The 21,307-nt window shown below is 35.8% G+C and carries 20 protein-coding genes; all 20 read right to left on the bottom strand.

Annotated features, from left to right (window positions below; all coding sequences use genetic code 11):
- Positions 1 to 5: 5 nt before the first annotated feature.
- On the bottom strand, positions 6 to 1,403 hold the full coding sequence (gene hemA, locus NSQ91_RS25685; protein WP_076129406.1) for a glutamyl-tRNA reductase: 1,398 nt from the start codon (positions 1,401 to 1,403) through the stop codon (positions 6 to 8).
- 650 nt (positions 1,404 to 2,053) lie between these two features.
- Complete coding sequence (locus NSQ91_RS25690) at positions 2,054 to 2,659, bottom strand: YdcF family protein (RefSeq protein WP_340920436.1); 606 nt, start codon at positions 2,657 to 2,659, stop codon at positions 2,054 to 2,056.
- Between the two features lie 42 nt (positions 2,660 to 2,701).
- A complete protein-coding gene (rfbB, locus tag NSQ91_RS25695) occupies positions 2,702 to 3,697 on the bottom strand; it encodes a dTDP-glucose 4,6-dehydratase (RefSeq protein ID WP_076194495.1) in 996 nt (331 codons plus the stop codon).
- Positions 3,698 to 3,725: 28 nt separating this feature from the next.
- Positions 3,726 to 4,286, bottom strand: a complete 561-nt coding sequence (gene rfbC / locus NSQ91_RS25700; protein WP_076129409.1) for a dTDP-4-dehydrorhamnose 3,5-epimerase — start codon at positions 4,284 to 4,286, stop codon at positions 3,726 to 3,728.
- 20 nt (positions 4,287 to 4,306) lie between these two features.
- A complete protein-coding gene (gene rfbA, locus NSQ91_RS25705) occupies positions 4,307 to 5,185 on the bottom strand; it encodes a glucose-1-phosphate thymidylyltransferase RfbA (RefSeq protein WP_076179300.1) in 879 nt (292 codons plus the stop codon).
- 22 nt (positions 5,186 to 5,207) lie between these two features.
- Positions 5,208 to 6,233 (bottom strand): SDR family NAD(P)-dependent oxidoreductase, encoded by a 1,026-nt coding sequence (locus tag NSQ91_RS25710; protein ID WP_076224612.1) that lies wholly within the window; start codon positions 6,231 to 6,233, stop codon positions 5,208 to 5,210.
- Positions 6,234 to 6,250: 17 nt separating this feature from the next.
- Complete coding sequence (locus tag NSQ91_RS25715; RefSeq protein ID WP_076305445.1) at positions 6,251 to 7,606, bottom strand: UDP-glucose dehydrogenase family protein; 1,356 nt, start codon at positions 7,604 to 7,606, stop codon at positions 6,251 to 6,253.
- A gap of 18 nt (positions 7,607 to 7,624) precedes the next feature.
- Entirely contained in the window at positions 7,625 to 9,043 is a 1,419-nt protein-coding gene (locus NSQ91_RS25720; protein ID WP_076305444.1) for a lipopolysaccharide biosynthesis protein, read from the bottom strand.
- 44 nt (positions 9,044 to 9,087) lie between these two features.
- Positions 9,088 to 9,987: a glycosyltransferase family 2 protein gene (locus tag NSQ91_RS25725; protein WP_282580026.1), complete on the bottom strand. Its 900-nt coding sequence runs from the start codon at positions 9,985 to 9,987 to the stop codon at positions 9,088 to 9,090.
- A 32-nt stretch (positions 9,988 to 10,019) separates the two neighbouring features.
- On the bottom strand, positions 10,020 to 11,123 hold the full coding sequence (locus NSQ91_RS25730) for an EpsG family protein (protein WP_076305575.1): 1,104 nt from the start codon (positions 11,121 to 11,123) through the stop codon (positions 10,020 to 10,022).
- Between the two features lie 119 nt (positions 11,124 to 11,242).
- On the bottom strand, positions 11,243 to 12,145 hold the full coding sequence (locus NSQ91_RS25735) for a glycosyltransferase family 2 protein (RefSeq protein ID WP_081391992.1): 903 nt from the start codon (positions 12,143 to 12,145) through the stop codon (positions 11,243 to 11,245).
- Positions 12,146 to 12,157: 12 nt separating this feature from the next.
- Positions 12,158 to 13,066 carry an ATP-grasp fold amidoligase family protein gene (locus tag NSQ91_RS25740; RefSeq protein WP_081391991.1) on the bottom strand — a complete coding sequence of 303 codons (909 nt, stop codon included), beginning with the start codon at positions 13,064 to 13,066 and terminating at the stop codon, positions 12,158 to 12,160.
- An 11-nt stretch (positions 13,067 to 13,077) separates the two neighbouring features.
- Positions 13,078 to 14,163, bottom strand: a complete 1,086-nt coding sequence (locus NSQ91_RS25745) for a glycosyltransferase family 4 protein (RefSeq protein WP_248549659.1) — start codon at positions 14,161 to 14,163, stop codon at positions 13,078 to 13,080.
- Between the two features lie 54 nt (positions 14,164 to 14,217).
- Positions 14,218 to 15,357 (bottom strand): DegT/DnrJ/EryC1/StrS family aminotransferase, encoded by a 1,140-nt coding sequence (locus NSQ91_RS25750; protein WP_076305573.1) that lies wholly within the window; start codon positions 15,355 to 15,357, stop codon positions 14,218 to 14,220.
- Between the two features lie 15 nt (positions 15,358 to 15,372).
- Positions 15,373 to 16,056: an HAD family hydrolase gene (locus NSQ91_RS25755; protein ID WP_076305572.1), complete on the bottom strand. Its 684-nt coding sequence runs from the start codon at positions 16,054 to 16,056 to the stop codon at positions 15,373 to 15,375.
- Positions 16,043 to 17,026, bottom strand: coding sequence for an ATP-grasp domain-containing protein (locus NSQ91_RS25760; RefSeq protein ID WP_076305571.1), 984 nt, complete (start codon positions 17,024 to 17,026; stop codon positions 16,043 to 16,045). The genes NSQ91_RS25755 and NSQ91_RS25760 overlap by 14 nt, the downstream gene beginning before the upstream one ends.
- A gap of 33 nt (positions 17,027 to 17,059) precedes the next feature.
- On the bottom strand, positions 17,060 to 17,674 hold the full coding sequence (locus NSQ91_RS25765; RefSeq protein WP_076305570.1) for a sugar transferase: 615 nt from the start codon (positions 17,672 to 17,674) through the stop codon (positions 17,060 to 17,062).
- Positions 17,675 to 17,721: 47 nt separating this feature from the next.
- Positions 17,722 to 18,750, bottom strand: a complete 1,029-nt coding sequence (locus NSQ91_RS25770; protein WP_076305569.1) for a copper amine oxidase N-terminal domain-containing protein — start codon at positions 18,748 to 18,750, stop codon at positions 17,722 to 17,724.
- 2 nt (positions 18,751 to 18,752) lie between these two features.
- A complete protein-coding gene (locus NSQ91_RS25775) occupies positions 18,753 to 19,439 on the bottom strand; it encodes a hypothetical protein (protein WP_076129423.1) in 687 nt (228 codons plus the stop codon).
- Between the two features lie 24 nt (positions 19,440 to 19,463).
- Positions 19,464 to 21,296: a polysaccharide biosynthesis protein gene (locus NSQ91_RS25780; RefSeq protein ID WP_076305568.1), complete on the bottom strand. Its 1,833-nt coding sequence runs from the start codon at positions 21,294 to 21,296 to the stop codon at positions 19,464 to 19,466.
- Between the last annotated feature and the right edge of the window lie 11 nt (positions 21,297 to 21,307).

The raw sequence follows: 21,307 nt of genomic DNA on the forward strand, positions 1-21,307 counted from the left end.
ATTATTCACCCACCCAGCAAGCCTGCCGGAGCAAGCGCCGTTTTAGGCACAGAGAAATCAGCGCTGCCAGCCGTACGTTCTCCAGAACTAGACTGCTTAACCGGGGCAATGTCTCCATCATCTGAATCGGATTTGAGCTGTTCCTGCAACGCAAAGATTTTGGAAAAATAATCAAGAGCTTCATTCCCCTGCTTACCACCGGACAGCTCTTTAATTACATTGATCGGATCATGCATCATCTGGTTCACGATACTTTTAGTCAGGCGGCGGATTACTTTCCGCTGATGCTCGTCCAGCTCGGGCAGCTTGTTGAACAGACTCTCCATCGTTTCTTCATGAATCGTATTCGATTTATCCTGGAGCGCCCGGATCACCGGTCTTACCCCAAGCGTCTTGAGCCACAGCTGGAACTCATCCATTTCCTCGCTGATCATCACTTCAATCTTCGCAGCTTCACTTCGGCGCATTTCCAGATTGTTCTCCACAATGCCCTCCAGATCGTCAATATCATACAAAAAAACATCCGGCACATTTGCCGCCGCAGGATCAATATCACGTGGTACAGCAATATCAATCATAAAAAGCGGCCGCGAAGGGCGGCGTTTCATAGCATGCGCTACCTTATCAGCCGTAAGCACATACCCGTCTGCTCCTGTCGAGCTGATCACGATATCTACTTCATTTAGAGTTGTTAACGCATCTTCAATCGTGCTCGGCTTACCCGAGAACTTCTCCGCCAATTCAATCGCACGCGACAGCGTACGGTTAGCGACAATCACTTCTGCCGCACCACTACTGTATAGATGCTTCACGGTAAGCTCGCTCATTTTGCCGGCGCCGAGAATCAGCACTTTTTTCCCAGTGAACATGCCAAAAATCCGCTTGCCCAGCTCCACAGCCGCATAACTGACCGATACTGCGCTCTCGCCGATTGACGTTTCACTATGTGCTCTTTTGCCGAGCGTCACCGCTTGCTTGAACAACCGATTGAACCAAGTTCCAGTTACACCCTCAGCCTGAGCTGTGAGAAAAGAACTCCGTACCTGTCCCAGGATCTGCGTCTCCCCAATCACCATGGAATCCAGACCGCAGGTCACGCGGAACAAATGCGCAATCGCCTGTTCGTCTTCATAAATATACATATGCTGAGCAAATTGCTCACTTTTCACACCAAACCATTGCTCCATAAAGCCGCGGATGAAATAACCAGCCATATGAAGGCGGTCCATCACCACATAAATTTCCGTACGGTTGCAGGTAGCTACTAAGACCCCTTCTAGCACACCCTTCGTCTTCATCAGTTGATGGAGCGCTGCCGGAAGATCACTTTCCGCAAAAGCAAACTGTTCCCGAACCTCCACGGGAGCCGTACGATAATTCAGGCCAACGACGACGATGTGCATCGATAGTTCACCATCCTAGTCTCTATAAGTTGCTGAAATCCAATTATATAAATTAATATCTTACATACCGTTCACTTTCACAACATCTCAAAACACTGTGTTAAGTATATCACACGAAAATAAGACTTTTTACAGATTTTTTGAACGCTTTATGAAATCCAGATAATAATTATTATAAATAAAAAACCGTAGGTTCGCTACGGTTAGGATGAGTTATTTTTAGCTAATTTATAAGGTTGTGATAGCAAAAAGGAAACATTAGGGCCTACTAGTTCTTAAAATCGTCAAAAATTCCGTTCTCCAAAAAAATAAGTCACTGCTCAGTGACTTAAAACTTCTCAGCCAAAAGAGATAGACCTCGGAAGTTATATAGTAGACTCTACTCTTTTTAGAAGTCGCCGATGCTTAGACCAAACTTTAACCCAAACACGATTTTCATCATCCAGATAAAAACGAATATTCACTAATTTTAAAGGCGTCCATATCTCCTTAAAATAGTAATTTGGCATTTGGCGTCTCTCCCACGAGAATAATATTGATATAGTTATAAGTATAAAACTATTAAACAATATTGTTTGTCGTAATGCGCCTTAAGCCAAGATAAGAAAAAAACTGTTTTTGTCGGATTATAGTGAACATTCTACAGCAGATTAGCGAAACCAGTTCTTAATCTGATCAAGAGTACTTTTTGCCTCCGGACCATTGTAACCAAAGGTGTTGCCGATCATTTTCACATACTCGTTGAACGTTGTTTCTCTACTTTTTCGGTCACTCCACCAGCGTTTAGCGTTATATCCTGATGCAGAACCCACATATGTCAGCTCAATCTCCGATTTTTTGTACACACGACCAAAAATAAATTTCACCCTCCGCATGTGAAAATCAGAGGAAACAACAATCGCAGATTTAAAACCGTATTCCTTCATTATAGGAAGAGTGTACTCGGCATTCTGATAAGTGCTATCCGCCGCGTTCTCGGTATAAATAACGTCCTGGGGTATGCCTAAAGCTAGGGCGGTTTGGACCATGTCACCTGATTTACTCGTTAACTCTTTAGCATTGGAAAGAATTATATAAGGAGCATAGCCTGCTTTATATAACTCAGCTGCCTTTTCCACACGGCCTTGGCCTCCGCTTAGGACGATGATGACATCTGATTGTTTGGGAGATTCAGATAGAACTAAGAAACGGCCTGCACTGAATAAACCAGTAATTAACAATAGCAAGCATACGAAAAGGACAAATCTTTTATTCATTAAATTACCTTTTCTTTTCTTAACCGTTAAGTCGTGCATAAATCACTTATGCGATTCGTTACTAAGGATTTGTTGCCACCATTCAGCATTATCAATATACCATTGGATCGTCTGCGCAATTCCGGTCTCAAAAGTATAAGTTGGCTTCCAACCTAAATTCTCAAGTTTCGTTGGATCAATGGCGTAGCGTTTATCATGTCCTAATCTATCTGTTACAAATTCAATCAAATCTTCAGATTTTCCCAAGGTACTGATAATCGTCTTAACTACTTCAAGATTAGTTCTCTCATTATGACCACCCACATTATAAACTTCACCACTTACTCCTTCGTGCACGACAAGGTCAATGGCCGCACAGTGATCCCAGACATGGAGCCAGTCGCGAATATTTTTCCCGTCTCCGTATACAGGAACCTTCTCTTCATTTAATACTCTTGAGATGGTCAGTGGAATCAGTTTTTCAGGAAAATGATACGGTCCGTAATTATTCGAGCAGCGTGTTATGTTCATTGGTAAACCAAAGGTCTCATAATACGCACGGACTAGTAAATCAGACGCCGTTTTACTAGCACTATAAGGACTGTTAGGCTGCAAAGGTGTTTCTTCGGTAAAAAATACAGTAGGATCAAAATCGAGTTCACCATACACTTCATCCGTAGAGACATGGAGGAATTTAGTAATGCCGAATTTTTTAGCTGCATCCAGTAGTACCTGTGTCCCCATAACATTCGTACGAACGAATATCGCAGGATCACTAATTGAGCGATCCACATGACTCTCCGCAGCAAAATGAACAACATAATCGAATTTCTCCAACTCAAAAAGAGACAATATTGCCTCTCGGTCAGCAATATCAGCTTGAACAAACCGATAATTGGATTTGGACTCAATATCCTTATGTTTCGTTAGATCACCCGCATAAGTTAGCAAATCCAAATTCACAATATCATAATGCGGATATTTATCTACCATATACTGTACGAAGTTGCCTCCAATAAATCCGGCACCACCCGTAACCAGCATCTTTTGCTTACTCAATGAACGCACTCCCGATCTATTAGCTTTATTAGTTATTGTAAAAAAAATTCAAATTAGCATCTTTTAATAAAGGCGCCTTCTCATCCTTGGCAGATAATACAGGTGTAATATGAAGAGGCCATTCGATGCCAATAGAAGGATCATTCCACAGAATACCCCCATCACATTCCGGGGCATAAAGCTCATCGCACTTATACTGAACCTCTACGTCTTCTGTTAGTGTCATGAATCCATGTGCGAATCCTTTTGGGATCAGCAGTTGCTTTTTGTTCTCAGCATTCAGTTCAATGCCGAACCATTTACTATAGGTAGGACTACCTTTTCTGATATCTACGGCTACATCAAAAATAGCACCACGTGTACAACGAACCAATTTCGTCTGTGCCTTGGGATGTAATTGATAGTGCAAACCACGTAATGTTCCTTTAGTCGCAGAGTAGGATTGGTTATCTTGTACAAACTCCATATCTATTCCATGCTCTTTAAACTTAGCTCCGCTATACGTCTCCATAAACCAACCGCGGTGGTCCCCAAAAACAGCCGGTTCAACGACTAATACGCCTTGCAATAAGGTTTCTGTAATTTTCATCACTGCCACACTTTCAGTTATTAGTATTGTATTTTACCTGTAGCTACTTTCATCAAATACTGACCATACCCCGTCTTACTTAACTTCTCCCCGCAATTCCACAAGTGTTCTTTAGTAATCCATCCATTAATATATGCAATTTCCTCCGGAGCGGCGATCTTGATTCCTTGATGATCTTCAATAGTCCGTACAAAGTTAGTTGCGTCGACAAGACTTTGATGAGTTCCTGTATCTAACCAGGTGAATCCCCGACCTAGAAGTTCCACATCAAGCTCACCAAGATTTAAGTAAGCTTCATTAATGGAGGTAATCTCCAATTCTCCACGTGAAGAGACCTCAACGTTCTTAGCAATCTCAATAACTCTGTTATCATAAAAATATAGACCAGTAATTGCGTAGTTAGATTTTGGCTGTGTTGGTTTTTCTTCTACGCTCAATACTTTACCTTCTTCATTAAATTCTACAACACCGAATCGCTCTGGATCTTGCACGTGATATCCGAACACCGTTGCTCCTTGTTGTTTAGAAGAAGCACGTTGCAACATCTTCCGCATTCCATTTCCATAGTAGATATTATCTCCAAGGATCATGGCAACTGAATCACTACCTATAAAATCCTCACCCAGAATAAATGCCTGAGCTAAACCGTCAGGTGTAGGTTGCACTATATATTGTAATGATATTCCAAATTGGGAACCGTCACCTAATAAGCTCTCGAACCTAGGCGTGTCCTCTGGAGTGGAAATAATAAGAATCTCTTTAATACCCGCTAGCATTAATGTGGATAGTGGATAGTAAATCATTGGTTTGTCGTAAATAGGTAAAAGCTGCTTACTTGTGACCATTGTTAATGGGTATAGGCGCGTACCGCTGCCGCCTGCTAGGATAATGCCTTTCATAATGTCGTAACTCCTCTTTGTATTATTTCTCTTTATAATAATCTACATACCAATTAGCGAATCTCTGTAAACCTTCTTCAATGGAAGTTTTTGGCTTAAACCCTACAGCTTGTTGTAATAAATCTGTAGATGCGTATGTTGCGGGTACATCCCCTGGTTTAATAGGTTCAAATACTTTATTAAATATCACTTCTCTGCCAGTAGCCTTGCTTAAACACTTTTCTAATGTTTCAATAAATACCATTAACTTTTCTGGGCTGTTGTTTCCTATATTAAACACCTTATGAGGAACCGCTTCTGTCGGTGCTTTACTTAGAAGTCTCTCAATACCCTCAACAATGTCGTCTACGTAAGTAAAGTCCCGATAAAGATCGTTTTTAAAATCACCATTATTAAATATTTTAATAGATTCACCAGCAAAATATTTCTGAGTAAATCCGAAATATGCCATATCTGGACGACCCATTGGACCGTAAACAGTAAAGAAGCGTAGACCAGTAGTCGGTATCTTATACAGATGACTATAAGTATGCGCCATTAGCTCATTCGACTTTTTCGTAGCTGCATAAAGCGATTCCGGATGATCCACAACATCTGATTCTTCAAAAGGAACCTTTTTATTAGACCCATAAACTGAGCTAGATGAAGCATATACAAGATGGTCAACTGGATAATTTCTACAAGCTTCAAGAATGTTAAAGAAACCTACAATATTGCTTTGAATATACACATCTGGGTTCTCTATAGAGTAACGCACTCCAGCCTGAGCTGCAAGATTCACTACAATATTCGGTTTATATTCTTCAAAGATCTTTGTAATCTTGTCCTTATCTGATATATCAACTTTTATGAATTCAAAACGGCTAAATAACTTTAGTTGCTCTAAGCGAACGTGTTTGAGGTTGACATCATAATAATCATTTATATTATCAACACCGATCACACGGCTCCCTTGCTCCAATAACCTTTTAGATAAATAAAATCCTATAAAGCCAGCTGCTCCAGTAATTAGATATGTTTTTGTGTGATCTACAGGTATATCATTCAAATAGCTCGCCCCTTCAACTATCTTCCGATGGAATAATACTCCACGCCAGCTTCTTTCATATCTTGAACACCATACAAATTCCTGCCGTCATACACTAACGGCGTTCTCATTAAATCTTTATAAACTTCCGGCTCTATTGCTTTAATTTCTCCCCACTCAGTAAATACAAAACAGACATTCGCACCTTCAAGAGCTTCTTTTATGCTCTCAACATATTTGATACTCCCCTTACCGTTCCCACCTTCTGGGTACTCCTTAGAAAAATTCACTTTACCTACAGGATCAAAAGCATAGATTTCTGCTCCCTGATTTAATAACAAAGGTATATTTTCTAGCGAAGCAGCTTCTCTTAAGTCATCGGTCCCAGGTTTAAATGTCAATCCTAGCACCGCTACTTTTAGACCGTTAAAGGTAATAAGTCTTTTAGATGCTTTTTTAAACAGAATTGTCTTTTGGCTAGTATTGACATCAATAGCTGCTTTAACGGTTTTAAGCTCATATCCATTTTGTCTCGCTAAGTACTCTAGTGCCTTCGTATCCTTAGGAAAACAGCTACCTCCATAACCAATACCTGCATTTAAGAACTTGCTTCCGATGCGTTCATCAAACGACATTCCTCTTGATACATCTTGAATATCTGCTCCTACCAATTCGCAAAGATTAGCAATATCGTTCATGTAAGATATTTTCAGAGCAAGAAAATCGTTAGATGCATATTTGATCATCTCTGCAGATCTTCTTTTAACAGATACAACTGGGATATTAAACGGCTCATAGATTTTCATAAGAATATCTTCTGCCCATTTGCTCTCAGTTCCAATTATGATTCTTGCTGCTTGCAAAGTATCTCTAACAGCTGTTCCTTGCGCTAAAAACTCTGGATTAGATGCTACTTCAACTCTGATGTCTCTACCTACTCCATTACCGTTACCAACAAGTTTTTCTCCTTCACGAGGTAGAAAATCATGTATAAACTGCTGCACCTTATCATTTGTTCCTACAGGAACAGTAGATTTAACCACAACAAGGCAATCTTTTTCTATTGTTTCTGCTATTTGTCTTGCAACTGTAGCTATGTATGAAAGATTAGCCGATCCATCAGGCTGCTCAGGAGTTCCAACACCAATAAATATCGCATCTGCTTCTTTATAAGCTGACTTATAATCAGTAGTATATTCAAGTCTACCTGCTGCATAATTCTTTTGCATAAGTTCTTCTAAATCTGCTTCATAGATTGGTGACACACCAGATTTCATCAACTCAACTTTGTTTTCATCGATGTCCACACAGGTTACTTGATGACCTACTTCGGCGAAACATACGCCTGCTACTAAGCCGACGTAGCCAGTTCCAGCTACTGCTATTTTGTACATGGTTACCTTCCTTTTCATCTAGGATTTCAATAGAAGCTTTACATTTTTAATGGTGCCAATAATATCTTTACGCTTAATAAATATATACATTACATATGATAGACCATACATCATAAATGCAACCCAAGAATCGAAAAACCAACCTAGTAATATAAATATCACTACCATTATTGATTCTAAGAGAATTTCTTTATAAATTGAAATTCCTAATATTTTTGTTAAGAGAATCTCCGCCAAAGCACATCTAAAAGCCAAGATAATAACAATAGATAGTATCGCAAGGTTTAAATTTTTTAATATTATTGTTGTAATAAGAGTAGATAGTACACTAATAGCTAGAGATGTTAAATTTATTTTCAGCATTAACTTTTCTTTTCTCAGGGTTTTCAGATACGTATTTATCAAAAGTGACATCTTACCTTCATAAATACACATTGGAAATAGTATGGCCATATACATTAGGGTGTCAGAATACTGTGGGAGCCACACAGACAAGGTCTCTTTTAACGGGTAAAACAACATAAGAATAGCAAATAACATAGCCATTAATAATGTCCTCAAAATTTCATAAATACTTGGTAATTGAATCTCATTAGTTCTTCTTAGTATAGGAAATACAATTAATCCAACAGCATTAATAAATAGCATCATTAAATTCGATATGCTTAGCGTAAGGGAAACTTTTCCGAATGTCGAAACATCCCAAGAGCGTTCAATACCGAACCTAATCACTCCGATTATTAATACACTAGCAATATTTGCAAACATTAACTTGACCCCAACGCTAGTGTTCTTTATAGTTTCATTTATGCTAAGATAAAATGTCGAAAATCTTTGAAATACAATGTCTTTGCAATAATACATTGCATAGAATAATGATATAAGCTTTCCAGTCAAATCAGCGGCTATCATCAATTTATAATCCCTGATACCCATTATTAATAAAATTAAAATTATTATAAAATATAAAATCCTGTCAAGCATTGTAATACGTGCATACTCTCGAATTCTATTCGTACCTTGTAAAATATATAATAAATTATATCTAACATTAACTATCAACATGCATATTGCAGTCATTTGGAAAATAAATATTTTACTAACTTCAATAGGAAACAAATGTAAAAAGGTGAATATAGTTGAAACTATCAATAGTTGCATAAACACTAACATGTAAAACTGTGAAAAGAAAAGGCCTTTATTCAATTCTTGATATTCCCTTCCGCCATATCTCAGATAGATGCCGTCGTTCCAACCAAATTGCAAAAATCCAACATAAGATGAATAGAACAAATACAATTGCCAATGACCATAATTTTCAACGCCAATTAATTTTGGAATTAATAAAATTACCAATGTGGAAATAATCAGAGAAAGCAAATTCGAACTTATTGTATATGAAAAGTTTTTAATGAAAATTATCGCTTTATTATTCAATTTTTTATCCCCATTTTTTTCTTACAGTTTGCATGCATAAATACCTAATCTAATATATTCATTTTATATATTTGATCATCTTTAATAATTTTCAAAAATTCTATTGCTGATTTTCTAATATTCTTATATATAAATCTTCTTTTCATAACTTTATTGTCAAATAATGTATTAGTAGAAGAATCCTCTTTGTGTAATATTTTAACAGAAGGACTATAAATCATCTTCAACCCCTCTTTTTTTGATATGTAATATAGTATATCTTCCTCCATATATAAAAAGGTTTTATCATATAAGCCATTGTATTTTTTCACATAGTCTGGAGAAAAAATAAGACAACTCCCATGAAGTCTAACATTGCTTTGCTCATATTTATAGTTTTCATTATTACTAACAGTTTCATTTCTTTTCTTGCGCATAATCTTAAATGTTTTTTTCATCATTTGATCTAAATTCAAATAATTAAATAATATGAATATATTATATTTAAATATTACCTTCTTTAATTTCCTTTCATTTAGACTATAATTTACTATTCCGTATGGATTTTGATGGCTATTATCTATCAAAGAAATAATATCAGGACCTAATATATCAAATTTATGTGCTTTATATTTTTTAATAACTATTTCTATAAAGTTATCTTGATTAATGATTGTATCGTTATTTATCATAATAACAAAATCAATATCCATTATCTTTTTCGCATAGATGAATCCTAAATTATTGCCTTTAGCAAAACCTAGATTAACTTTTGAATCGATAATATGTACCTTTATATTATTATCATACGCTTGGTGTAATAACATACTGCTGTCATTAGCAGAACCATTATTCACTATGATAATTTCGTAATCTTTGTATGATATATTCTGTAAAATAGAATTAACACAATCAACAGTATCTTCCGTTGTCATATAATGTAATATTACGAAAGCTACTTTCATTCTTCCTCACCCCATCAGATAAATATTTCAACTCATTGCCATAGATAATTATTTTCCAATATTTTTACAAAGACATCTTCAAAGTGTGGACTATATATTTGAATTATAAAAAAACATAAAGTATACGCAAAAACAAAAGTATTATAAATAACTTTCGATTCTATTCTACTTTGAGAAATCGCTTTGTTAGTAATAGTAAAGGATATGTAGTTAAGTAAAAATAAATTTCTCATTAATCTTGTGAATTCTATAGAAACCATATAAAAAGGGAACCAAATAAATCCAATCACGAATACCCAATAAGTAATATTCACAAATTTAATATGAATTGGATTTAATTTATCACTATTGGTAAGAACAAGATTTCTCGAAGCTCTTATCATAAAAAAAGACAGGAAGTGCATTCCCCAGAATAATAAAAAACCATATTCAGTTTTCTTATCAAACCACGATATAATATATTGATTGTCAATAAATAATCGCATTATATCTTTTATAAAAGGAATTTCATTGCCATTCAAAAATATGATTATTGAAAAAAGAAAACAAAATAGGACTACCCCTTTTATTAGATTATTCTTATTATTCTTTTTTATAAACAATAGGGGTAAATATAAAATTGCAGCTGAGTGCATTAGAACAGCAACCATGTTAAACAGGAAATACTTTAAGTTAGAATATTTAGAATCTTGCAATAAAAATCTTATACTATAAATAATAATAGCCATCATTAAGAAGTTCCTTACTTGTACAACATCCAGGAAGAAAGGATATATAAAATATAGTAAATACACAAAACTAGAATTTGTTGAATATTTTTTCACAGTGCTATGTATTAATAATATTCCAACAATTGATGTTATAATCAAAAAACCCTTATAATCAAGACCTATTAGACTGGAGATATTCATCAACAACTTAAAGCCAATATCTCTTCCTGTTAATGTGAGACCATGACTAAAATATATTACGTTATAGGAACGAAAATAATTAACATAATCGGGATTATTGTTATTCCATCCAAATAAAACCCACATTGCAATAATTGATAAACAAATAATTATTTTGGAATTTTTTTTGACTGTAGTTCCCAGTAAATTCACAATGATGATAAAACATGTAATAATATATCCCATAAGTTAACCTTTCCCTTTACACAATAAATTTAAATGGTCGTTTCAACTAGAATCTCACATATGCTAAACTATGAGTTTTATTTAAGGAGTTATTTTAAGATCAATATTCGATAAATCCTTTATTGAATTTTTGAAGCAATCGCACCAAAACGTATTTTATAAGCTATCCACCCCAATGGATAATAGAGAGTCGTCATTTTTTTATTTGGAGAATTTCTAATACATTCTTTATCCCCACTTAAAATACAACCGGCAATGTACATAACACAATGCTTACTTTTAATAATAAAATTTGTAGAAACTTCAAATGCTTCACGTATTACTAATGTATAACCTTTGGGATTTTTAATTATTACCTCTATTTTATTTCTAGTTAACCCGTCAGGTAAATACTCACAAATACAATAGGATTCTCTAGACGCAAGATATTTGTAATCCTTACCAATTCTATGTTCTAAATACGCTGGTGAGATGAATTTTTCCCCATCAATTTCAGGAAATCGATATTTCATTACCATATGCGTCTTATAAAAACAAATCAGTTCGGATTTAATTTCATATTTATTAGTTAAATCACTTAAAGTAATATCTTTAACCTCAGAAGGTATTTGTTTCCCACCTAGAACTTGCCCATTTGGTTTAGTTCTCAACGCAAGAATACCACAGTATTTCTTGTCATATTTAATCTCATCTAAACGCTTAATTGCAATGTCTATAGCGTTAGAAGTAAAAGTATCATCTGAATCTAAGCATACATAATAATCAGTGTAAACCCTATTGAAAGATAAATTCAAAGCTGATGCTTTACCTCCATTTTCTTTTTTTAGGTATATAATTTTAAAATCTGTTTCTTGCTTAATCCACTCTCCAACTAAACTTTCTGTTTCATCTTTTGATCCATCATCTATAATCATCCATATAAATGATTTACATGTTTGTTTTCTTAACGAATTATAACTATTTTCAAGTGTGTATGCCCTATTGTAAGTAGGCGTTACAACAGTTATCATTGGATTACTCAAAATTTCTACCTCCTATACATTCTTAAGTGGAAGATTAAACTGCTCACCTAAGATAAAATCAAACTCATCTGGTTCAAATTTCGTATATCCACTAGCATTGAAAAACGTCAATTCACCGAATATTATTTCACCATTAATATTGTATAAATCTACTCTAACATGAGGGAAATCTTTTGACAGAAGCTCAGCAATTTCTATCATTCTTTTAAAGTTTTTTGGCATTTCCAAATATTTGTCTATCGGCATAAAATCCATTCTTCTATATGGTAGTTTATTAAAATTCGAATCATAGAACCCTAGCTTTCCATTGCTGTGATTTTCTGTATAATCTATCATTGTGTATAGACAATATACTTTTCCGTAAAAACAAAAAAACTTATAATCTGGCAGATCATTATTTTCATCTAAAGGTAATAGTCTCTCAGCTATAATTTTAACTTTTGAATTATAATATACCCATTCTCTTCCGCCATTTTTCTTCTTGGGTTGAAGCCATGAAGTAAGTAATCGTTTATTTTCCTTATCATCAAATGTCCTTTTATCTCTGCAAAGTATTACATTATTACCTCCACCTCCATTTGTAGTTTTAAGTACAAATTCGTTGGGCAACTCATTTAAATCGATTTCTGATACATCGTCATAAACTCTATACATTACATTAAGAATATCACTGAGTCCTTTAGACTTTACATATTCTCTAACACTGTATTTGTCAGCACATTGTGCCATAATTGGATCTCTATAAAATATCTTGTACCACTGAAGTTTCTCAGTGTATCTTTTAGGTTTTTCCAAATCGAGTTTTTTACCAGTTTTAATTTTATATTGGACCTTTATCATTAATTTATCTGGAACAAAATTGAGCGCATTCAATATCATCAAACGAACCTTTTGATTTTTGATAATTTTTTTATAATCCATTCTAAATCACCTCAAGCCTTCTTAATTTCATCTAAGTAAGCTTTAACAACAATTTTCTTATCAAATTCTTTTTCAACTTTTTCTCTACTAGCTAAGCCCATCTTTTTCTTAATTTCATAATCTAAAGCTATAAATTTCTCAATTTGATCAATTAAATCTTGACTATTCTGCTGCTCTACAATGTATCCGTTAATCGTATCATCTACGATTTCACGACATCCACTCCTATTAGTTGTAATAACTGGTCTACCACAGGCTGCACTCTCAAGTAACACATTAGACATACCTTCCGGATAGTATGTTGGATGAATTGTACAATGTGAGATTTGATGAAAATCACGCACATCGTTCTGCATTCCATGGTATTTTATTAATCCGCTATCTTCCATATCCTTCAACCTATTCTCGTAAGCCTCTTCACAGAAACCCAGAATATGAAAGACTGTATTTTGATATTTCTCTCGTATATGTTTTGCAGCATCTAAATATTGTTCTATCCCCTTTTCTTTCATAATTCGTGCGATAAATAAAAAATGGATCTTGTCGTCTGGAGGATAATCTAACAATTTATATTCATTCAGGTTTACTCCCGATCCTGGGATTAATCTATCATTATTCTCAATAACTCTCATACTTCGAAAAAACTGTTGATTCTCTTTGTTTTGAAAAAAAACACAACTAGCTTTTTTTAGTGAGGTTTTATATAAAAATAAACCTATCCTTTGCATTATTCCACCGTTCTCTATTGCGGAACCTAAACCTGTTATGTTAGTTATGTAAGGTACACGTTCCATTCTACACGCCATACCACCATAAACATTCGGCTTAATTGTATACGTTAACACCACGTCTGGTTTAATTTTTTTTATAATATCTTTATATTTGTAAAACAATTTAAAGTCTGTTAATGGATTAGTTCCACGTCTATTTATCGAAGTTTCAATATATTCACATCCCAATTCTTCGAGTTTCGGGATAAATTCTCCATAAGGTAGTGATATGAATACTTTATATTCTTTAATCAATTCTTGTATAATTTCTTTTCTAAATTTATATAATCCTATATCATTATTTGCTAATATCAGTATTTTTTTCATTGATATAACTTCCTATCATATTTATTACTTATCTGACTCACTCATTTTTATCATTCAGTTTATCTGTCTCATTATCTTTTTTATAACAGCAATAATACTTTCTAGTTGTTCACGATTCATTGCAGTTCCAGAGGGCAAGCAAATCCCTGTTTCAAATAAACTTCCTGAAAAATCGTTTTCATGAGTAAAAAATAAACACTCTTTAAACAAGGGCTGTAAATGCATCGGTTTCCATACAGGGCGAGATTCAATGTTAAACTCTTCAAGTGTATTAATAACATCATTCGTCGTAATTATTGTACTATCAACAATAGTAATCACAGATAACCAAAAGTTTGGAAGTCCATTACTGGATATTGGCATAAAAGAAACAGGGATATCTACAAAGCTCTCCTTATACAAATTATTAATAGACTTACGTTGCTGGATAAAGAAGTCTAATCCTTCTAATTGTCCTCTTCCTATCCCTGCACAAACATTGGACATCCGATAATTATATCCAACTTCCTTATGTTCATAATGTTTTGCCGACTCTCTTGATTGAGTCGCCCAAAATCGCATTTTCTTTATAGCATCTTCATCATTGGAAACAACCATACCTCCACCTGATGTGGTAATAATTTTGTTACCATTAAATGAAAAAATACCAATATGCCCAAATGAGCCGCATTTCTTACCTTTGTACGTTGCACCTAGCGCTTCAGCCGCATCCTCTATAACTGGAACACCATATTGTTCACATATCGGAAGTAGCAAATCATAATCAGCGCTCTGACCATATAAGTCAACTATAATAACTGCCTTAGGCATTTTATTTTCTTTTTTAGCCCACTCAAATGCTTTCTCCAGAGCTATAGGAGACATATTCCAAGTTTCCGGTTCAGAGTCAATAAATACTGGATTAGCATACTGATATAGAATGGGGTTACAGCTTCCTGCGAAGGTTAGGTCTGAGCAAAACACATAATCTCCTGGACCGACACCAAAATACTTCAGTGCTAAATGAATACCTGCTGTGCCAGAAGATAAAGCCAGCCCATGATCTACGCCTACGTACTCGCATAGTTCTTCTTCAAATTTATCCACATTTGTCCCCAGGGGAGCAATCCAGTTAGTATCAAACGCTTCTTGTATGTACTTCATTTCACTCCCACTCATATGAGGTGGGGAAAGAAATATTCTGTCTTTTTTCATAACTCTACCAACTTTCTAACTTTCTAGTATGTGCTTAAGTTCATAAAGATCCTGAATAGATGTTTTCGCATAAAATGATGAATCTCCTACTACTTGTGGGTGAATGCTTTCCTTATTTTCCAACATAATTGTATGTATTCCCAATTTATTTCCTGCCACAAAATCCTTTGCAGGATTATCTCCGACATAAATAGACTCTTCAGGTTTAATGTTAAAGTGCCTGAGCATATTAATGAATGCCGTCTCGTTAGGCTTACGGAATTCAATTCCTCCTAGTTCATCTGTAACAATGATATAGTCGCAATATTTATGCAAAAGAAGAGCCTCAATCTTGCTTCGCTGCCCTTCTGGCCTTCCATCTGTTATAATCCCAATATGCATTCCTTTTTCTCTCAGCCATTCTAGTAACTCTATATTTTTGCGAGCTAGAGTGAGCATTGGTAGGTGAAACCTATATTCATGAATCATCTGCGTTTCTAATTGTGAATTTCGTAAACTATGAATGTCTAAAAAACGTTTAAAGACATCGCTTTTATCTTCTTTAAATAGTAAAAAAAATTGTTCAAATACATAATTTTTATCAAGTGAAGTTTTTTCACTAATAAATCTAGAAACATGTAAAAAACCACTTTTCACATATTCTTCTTCTTGATAGAGGGTGTCATCGAGATCAAATATAACGGCTTTAGGGTATTGCATAATGATCGTTATCCCCTTGTTTTATTACAATATTCTGATCAAATCTTAAAAATACTAAATCTACTTGGGCGGCTTCTTCACTATAAATAAGATGCTTTCCTTCAAGAAGATCGTATAACGCCCAAGCTGAATTCGCACCTGCTATCATACTTAAAGGACATCCTCCTCCAAAACGAGCATTAATCTCAATAAAATAATATTCTCCATCATTCCTATTCTTAATTGCCTGAATGGTCAATGGCCCTTTAGGTTTAAGCTCATCGATAATTCTAATAATTTGGTTTGTTAATATTGGATCACTTACTATTTTAGTCTTTAACACCTCACCACTGCGGGTAGCAATTCTCAAACGAGAAGTAATATAAATTGGCTTCCCTTCGAAATCACAAAAAACATCGATAGTGAACTCTTCACCTTCAATTAAATCTTGAATGATATAATCATTAATATAATATTTAAAAAATTCCAATTCTTTATAGTTTTGAACCTTGAATGCATTGACACTTGAACTTCCGGAAAGTGGTTTAATGAAACAAGGAACAGTGCCCGTATATTCCATCCCAGCGATATAACTTTTTGGTGTGTAGAGTCCTAGCGAGTCAAAAAATTTAAAAGTCTTCATTTTATCTTGAGAAACTCGTATTGTATTTTCATTTGAAATCAATATTTCTACATTATGTTCCTTAAACAAAAATACATTCTCAAGCATTATTTCAAGTTCAGTATCAATTGTAGGAATTATTAAGTTCACATTTTCCTTAATACAAACATCTAACAATTCATTGATATATTGAGGACTGTTTAACGATGGCAAGTTAATTGCCTTATCAGTAAAATATAATGTAGGTGCTAATTCACTTAAATCAGCACAAAGTATATTTCCAATGATATTCTTCTTATTTCTTGCATTAATGAATTGCTGTATAAGTTCAACTCTTCTTCCAGCACTAGTAAATAATATATTATACATATTCAAGCCTCTTTCTTTACTTTATATAAGCTTTCATACATTTCTCGAATTAGAAAAAACAGGCATAGTATCATTCTGAGAATTATTTATTCCTTCTCTTACTAGAACGTTTTTTATGGTTTTAAAGACAATTTTAGTATCCAAACTGAGACTAATATGATCTACATACCAAACGTCATATTGAAATTTTTCTTCCCAACTGATGGTATTCCTACCGTTCACCTGGGCCCACCCAGAAATGCCAGGGACCACTTCATGTCTACGATTTTGTTCAGGAGTATAATGTTTAAGATATTGCACTAGTAAAGGACGGGGACCAATAAAGCTCATGTCGCCTTTGAGAATATTGAATAATTGCGGCAATTCATCTATACTACATTTTCTCAAAAAGGAACCTACTCTAGTCATTCTTAGTATGTCAGGTAATAGATTTCCATCTTGGTCAGTCTCTAATGACATTGTTCTGAACTTATACACTGTAAATATCTTTCCCATCTTACCAGGTCGCTTCTGACGAAATAAAACAGGACCTTTCGAACCAATCTTGATAGCTATAGTTGCTGCTAACATGATAGGTGAAGATAAAATGATTAAAAAACAAGCAGTGATCCAATCAAGTGTTTTTTTTACAACTAAGTAAGGCTTCATCCATCACTCAACCTCTGCATATATATTGATAAAGAAACAGCGGATATTTAATCCGCCATTCCCGCAGCCAGATCTTTCCCTAACTGAAGCTGTGATTCAAATTCACTTTTATATTGACTAATAATTTCTGTACTGTACCCATTGCTGTTCAGTTTTTGTTCAGCATCAGCAACTATACTATTGAAGCTAGCAGTGAATGAGGCTAGTTGTTGTACCCCTTTAGCTTTTATACTTTTCTTACTCGCCTCATCTGTTGCTCCAACATACTCAAATGCAATACTCATTAATGTCGATTGGCTTTGATTTTTAAGCGCCGTAAGCTTGGCTTCTGTATCACTAGTGATAGTTTCATATGAAACCTTTCCAGTTCCTGCAGAACCACCACCTGCTGCACCTGTTGTATCCGTTGGCGCTGGTGTCGCTACTGGAGATGGGTCCTTGCCATTGTCATTGTTTGTCGACCCATTAGGGGCTTGTTCCTGATAAGCCTTGGAAGCTGCAGTAATGGTCTTCGTCTTCTGATCCCAGCTAATGTTATGACCTACAGATTCCGATAAAAAACGTAGAGGCACATATAAAGAACCATTCAGGATGAAGCTGGATTGACCTGTAGGCAAAGCCTTGATTGCATCGTTAAATACATAACTTGCCTTAACTTGATTGAGGACAATATTCTTTGCTGCTGCTGAAGTACTATTCCCGTTCTTTGCATTCATTAGATATTCTTTAATCACAACTAGCTCTGAGCTACTAGGCTCTGCTACGGTAACTTTAACGTTTTTAGCATCCCAAACTACACTCTTCTGTAAAGCATATGACATAAAGCGCAATGGAACATACGTTGTATTGTTGTACATGAATACATACTGGCCTGCGGGTGGCTGAATACTCACGCCATCAAAAATCATATTCACGTTCATACTTTGCACTTTAATCGTATTATTTGCAGCCTTAGGCGTTGCACTCGGTACCGCAGCCGCTGCTGATACAGATATAGGTGCGGATGCTGTTAATGGTGCTAACCCAATTGAAGCAACTAATGATAAAGCTACGACTGATAGTGTTGCTTTAGTCATATTTATTCACTTCCCTTTTCTTTAGCTTTTAATTGTTCTTCTTCGGTAATGATTTGGTCACGTGTCTTCCCTTGACTAACGCCGTACTTCTTAGCAATTTGAGATAGCTCATTGTATTGCTCTGTAGATACTTTACCTAGGATGATACTACGTGCTTCACGTTTCTCATCAGTCGTTAAGCCACCCTTTGCCAAATCTTTAAGACGATTAATATCTGATACACTAAGTTGACCAAGTACGATAGAAGCTACATCAGCTTTATCCTTAATCGTTACATTCTCTTGAATTTGCTTAGCTTTATCCGTGGAGACCTGTGCTGTATAACCATCTTTTTGTTCTGAAGATGGAGCTTTGGTCGGTTCACTAGTAGTAGAAGCTGTTGTTTCTCCACTAGGTTTATCGTTATTTTCACTACTTTGATTACTACTTCCCTCATCATTTGCTGGTGGAGTAGTAGGCACCGCGGACTCTACAGGATCGACATTACTATCATCAACTGTATCAGTTGGCGCTGTTCCGTGATCCTGACCACCACCAACATTATCCTCAGACTCCAGATCAAAACCATCTACCATTGAATTCATCAGCTTATCGACAGCATAATTCGCAGCGAACAAGCCGCCAACACCCAGTACTACAATTACTGACAGCGTCCATAAAAGGATCTTTTTCCATCGTTTGTTGAACACTTTATATCCTCCTTTATGAATTACTTAGCTAATAGCGACTTGGGCAACGGGCTGCATCGGTACAATCTGATTGATTATTTCGCGGATAACTTCTGGTTCCTCAGCGAGAACACGTTCCAATCGTTTAAACTCCAACTCTAACTGATTCAGACTTATTACATTAGGTCTACCAATGAAAATTCTTCCATGATCTGTAGAACCTAGATTTTCTTCATCTGTAAGCAACTCTTCATATAACTTCTCACCCTCACGAATACCGGAGAAATGAATATCAATGTCCTTATAAGGTTCATATCCAGAGAGCGTAATTAAGTCTTCCGCCAACGTTAGAATCTTAACCGGCTCTCCCATATCCAGAATGAACACTTCTCCGCCTTTGGCGAAAGAACCAGATTGGATGACAAGCTGAACAGCTTCCGGAATCGTCATGAAATAACGCACCATTTCTGGATGAGTGACAGTGACTGGACCTCCGGCAGCGATCTGCTGCTTAAAGGCTGGAATTACACTACCACGACTGCCAAGAACATTCCCAAAACGCACAGCAGAAAACTTCGTTTGACTTGTAGTGTGCAGGCTCTGCACATACATTTCTGCAATCCGTTTAGTAGCACCCATTACACTGGTTGGGTTAACCGCCTTATCCGAAGAGATCATTACGAATCTCTCGGCACCATATTTATCTGCACAATCCGCAACATTTTTGGTGCCAAAAACATTATTTTTAATGGCTTCCGAAGGATTACGCTCCATTAAAGGAACGTGTTTATGTGCTGCTGCGTGAAAGACTACATGCGGTCTATGGCCACTGAATACATCCATCATCCGACTACGATCCTGCACATCTGCTATCACGGTTACAATGTTCAACTCCGGAAAACTCTTACGAAGCTCCATTTCAATCGTGTAAATACTGTTCTCACCGTGTCCAAGTAACATCAGCTTGTCCGGACCAAAAGGAGCAATCTGCCGGCATAACTCTGAACCAATAGAGCCGCCAGCCCCCGTAACTAACACCGTCTTATGATGTACATAACCTAAAATACTGTTCAAATCAGCTACGATCGGTTCACGACCTAATAAATCCTCTACGCTAACATCCCGAAGTTTCTTAACTGATATTTTTCCAGCGATCAGATCATTAAGAGCCGGTATAATCTTCAGCTTTGCTCCAGTCTTTTTGGCAAGATTAATAATTTCAGAAATCTCAGTACGTGAAACAGAGGGCATGGCGATAATTATCTCATGAATTTCTCTTTCTTTCACAATAGCTGGGATTGCGTAACGATTTCCAATTACAGGAACACCCATAATGTACATATGGTATTTATTCGCATTATCATCAATGAAACCGACTAATTTGGTATGCGCAAAAGAGGATCCCATCATTTCCCGAGCAATTAATATCCCACAATCACCAGCACCTACAATTAGTGTATGGGTCTTAGTGTCTTTGTAATTGATTCGATCGTTATGAAGTACTCTCCACAAAAATCGGACTCCACCTACTAATAAAAGAATAGTCTCCATCGACCGAACTTCTATGGCAAGAGGTACTCTATCCGGCAAAATTAGATATGCCAGTGCAAATGAAAATAAAGACCCTACTACAATAGCTTTAGAAACCGATATAATTTCACCGATGCTGGCATATTGCCACATTCTTCGGTAAAGACCGAAGTATATCAGGCTTCCACCAAATGCAAATGTTGCAATCAAACCAAATTGCAGCATCTGTACAACGTATTCCTGAAGAGCATGGTTAGGGTACCGAAACAAATAAGATGTCACAATACTGAACCAAATGATCGCAAGATCAATGAAGAATAAAAGAATCACTCTAGATTTCGCTGTCATTTTCAGTGCCT

It is taken from the genome of Paenibacillus sp. FSL R7-0048, from assembly GCF_038004505.1.
Lineage (GTDB): Bacteria > Bacillota > Bacilli > Paenibacillales > Paenibacillaceae > Paenibacillus_AQ > Paenibacillus_AQ odorifer.

What these genes read in the sequence shown, in the direction of transcription:
- hemA (WP_076129406.1), bottom strand. Translation starts at nt 1,403, where the DNA reads ATGCACATCGTCGTCGTTGGCCTGAATTATCGTACGGCTCCCGTGGAG.
- NSQ91_RS25690 (WP_340920436.1), bottom strand. Translation starts at nt 2,659, where the DNA reads ATGAATAAAAGATTTGTCCTTTTCGTATGCTTGCTATTGTTAATTACT.
- rfbC (WP_076129409.1), bottom strand. Translation starts at nt 4,286, where the DNA reads ATGAAAATTACAGAAACCTTATTGCAAGGCGTATTAGTCGTTGAACCG.
- rfbA (WP_076179300.1), bottom strand. Translation starts at nt 5,185, where the DNA reads ATGAAAGGCATTATCCTAGCAGGCGGCAGCGGTACGCGCCTATACCCA.
- NSQ91_RS25715 (WP_076305445.1), bottom strand. Translation starts at nt 7,606, where the DNA reads ATGTACAAAATAGCAGTAGCTGGAACTGGCTACGTCGGCTTAGTAGCA.
- NSQ91_RS25725 (WP_282580026.1), bottom strand. Translation starts at nt 9,987, where the DNA reads ATGAAAGTAGCTTTCGTAATATTACATTATATGACAACGGAAGATACT.
- NSQ91_RS25730 (WP_076305575.1), bottom strand. Translation starts at nt 11,123, where the DNA reads ATGGGATATATTATTACATGTTTTATCATCATTGTGAATTTACTGGGA.
- NSQ91_RS25740 (WP_081391991.1), bottom strand. Translation starts at nt 13,066, where the DNA reads ATGGATTATAAAAAAATTATCAAAAATCAAAAGGTTCGTTTGATGATA.
- NSQ91_RS25745 (WP_248549659.1), bottom strand. Translation starts at nt 14,163, where the DNA reads ATGAAAAAAATACTGATATTAGCAAATAATGATATAGGATTATATAAA.
- NSQ91_RS25750 (WP_076305573.1), bottom strand. Translation starts at nt 15,357, where the DNA reads ATGAAAAAAGACAGAATATTTCTTTCCCCACCTCATATGAGTGGGAGT.
- NSQ91_RS25755 (WP_076305572.1), bottom strand. Translation starts at nt 16,056, where the DNA reads ATGCAATACCCTAAAGCCGTTATATTTGATCTCGATGACACCCTCTAT.
- NSQ91_RS25760 (WP_076305571.1), bottom strand. Translation starts at nt 17,026, where the DNA reads ATGTATAATATATTATTTACTAGTGCTGGAAGAAGAGTTGAACTTATA.
- NSQ91_RS25765 (WP_076305570.1), bottom strand. Translation starts at nt 17,674, where the DNA reads ATGAAGCCTTACTTAGTTGTAAAAAAAACACTTGATTGGATCACTGCT.
- NSQ91_RS25770 (WP_076305569.1), bottom strand. Translation starts at nt 18,750, where the DNA reads ATGACTAAAGCAACACTATCAGTCGTAGCTTTATCATTAGTTGCTTCA.
- NSQ91_RS25780 (WP_076305568.1), bottom strand. Translation starts at nt 21,296, where the DNA reads ATGACAGCGAAATCTAGAGTGATTCTTTTATTCTTCATTGATCTTGCG.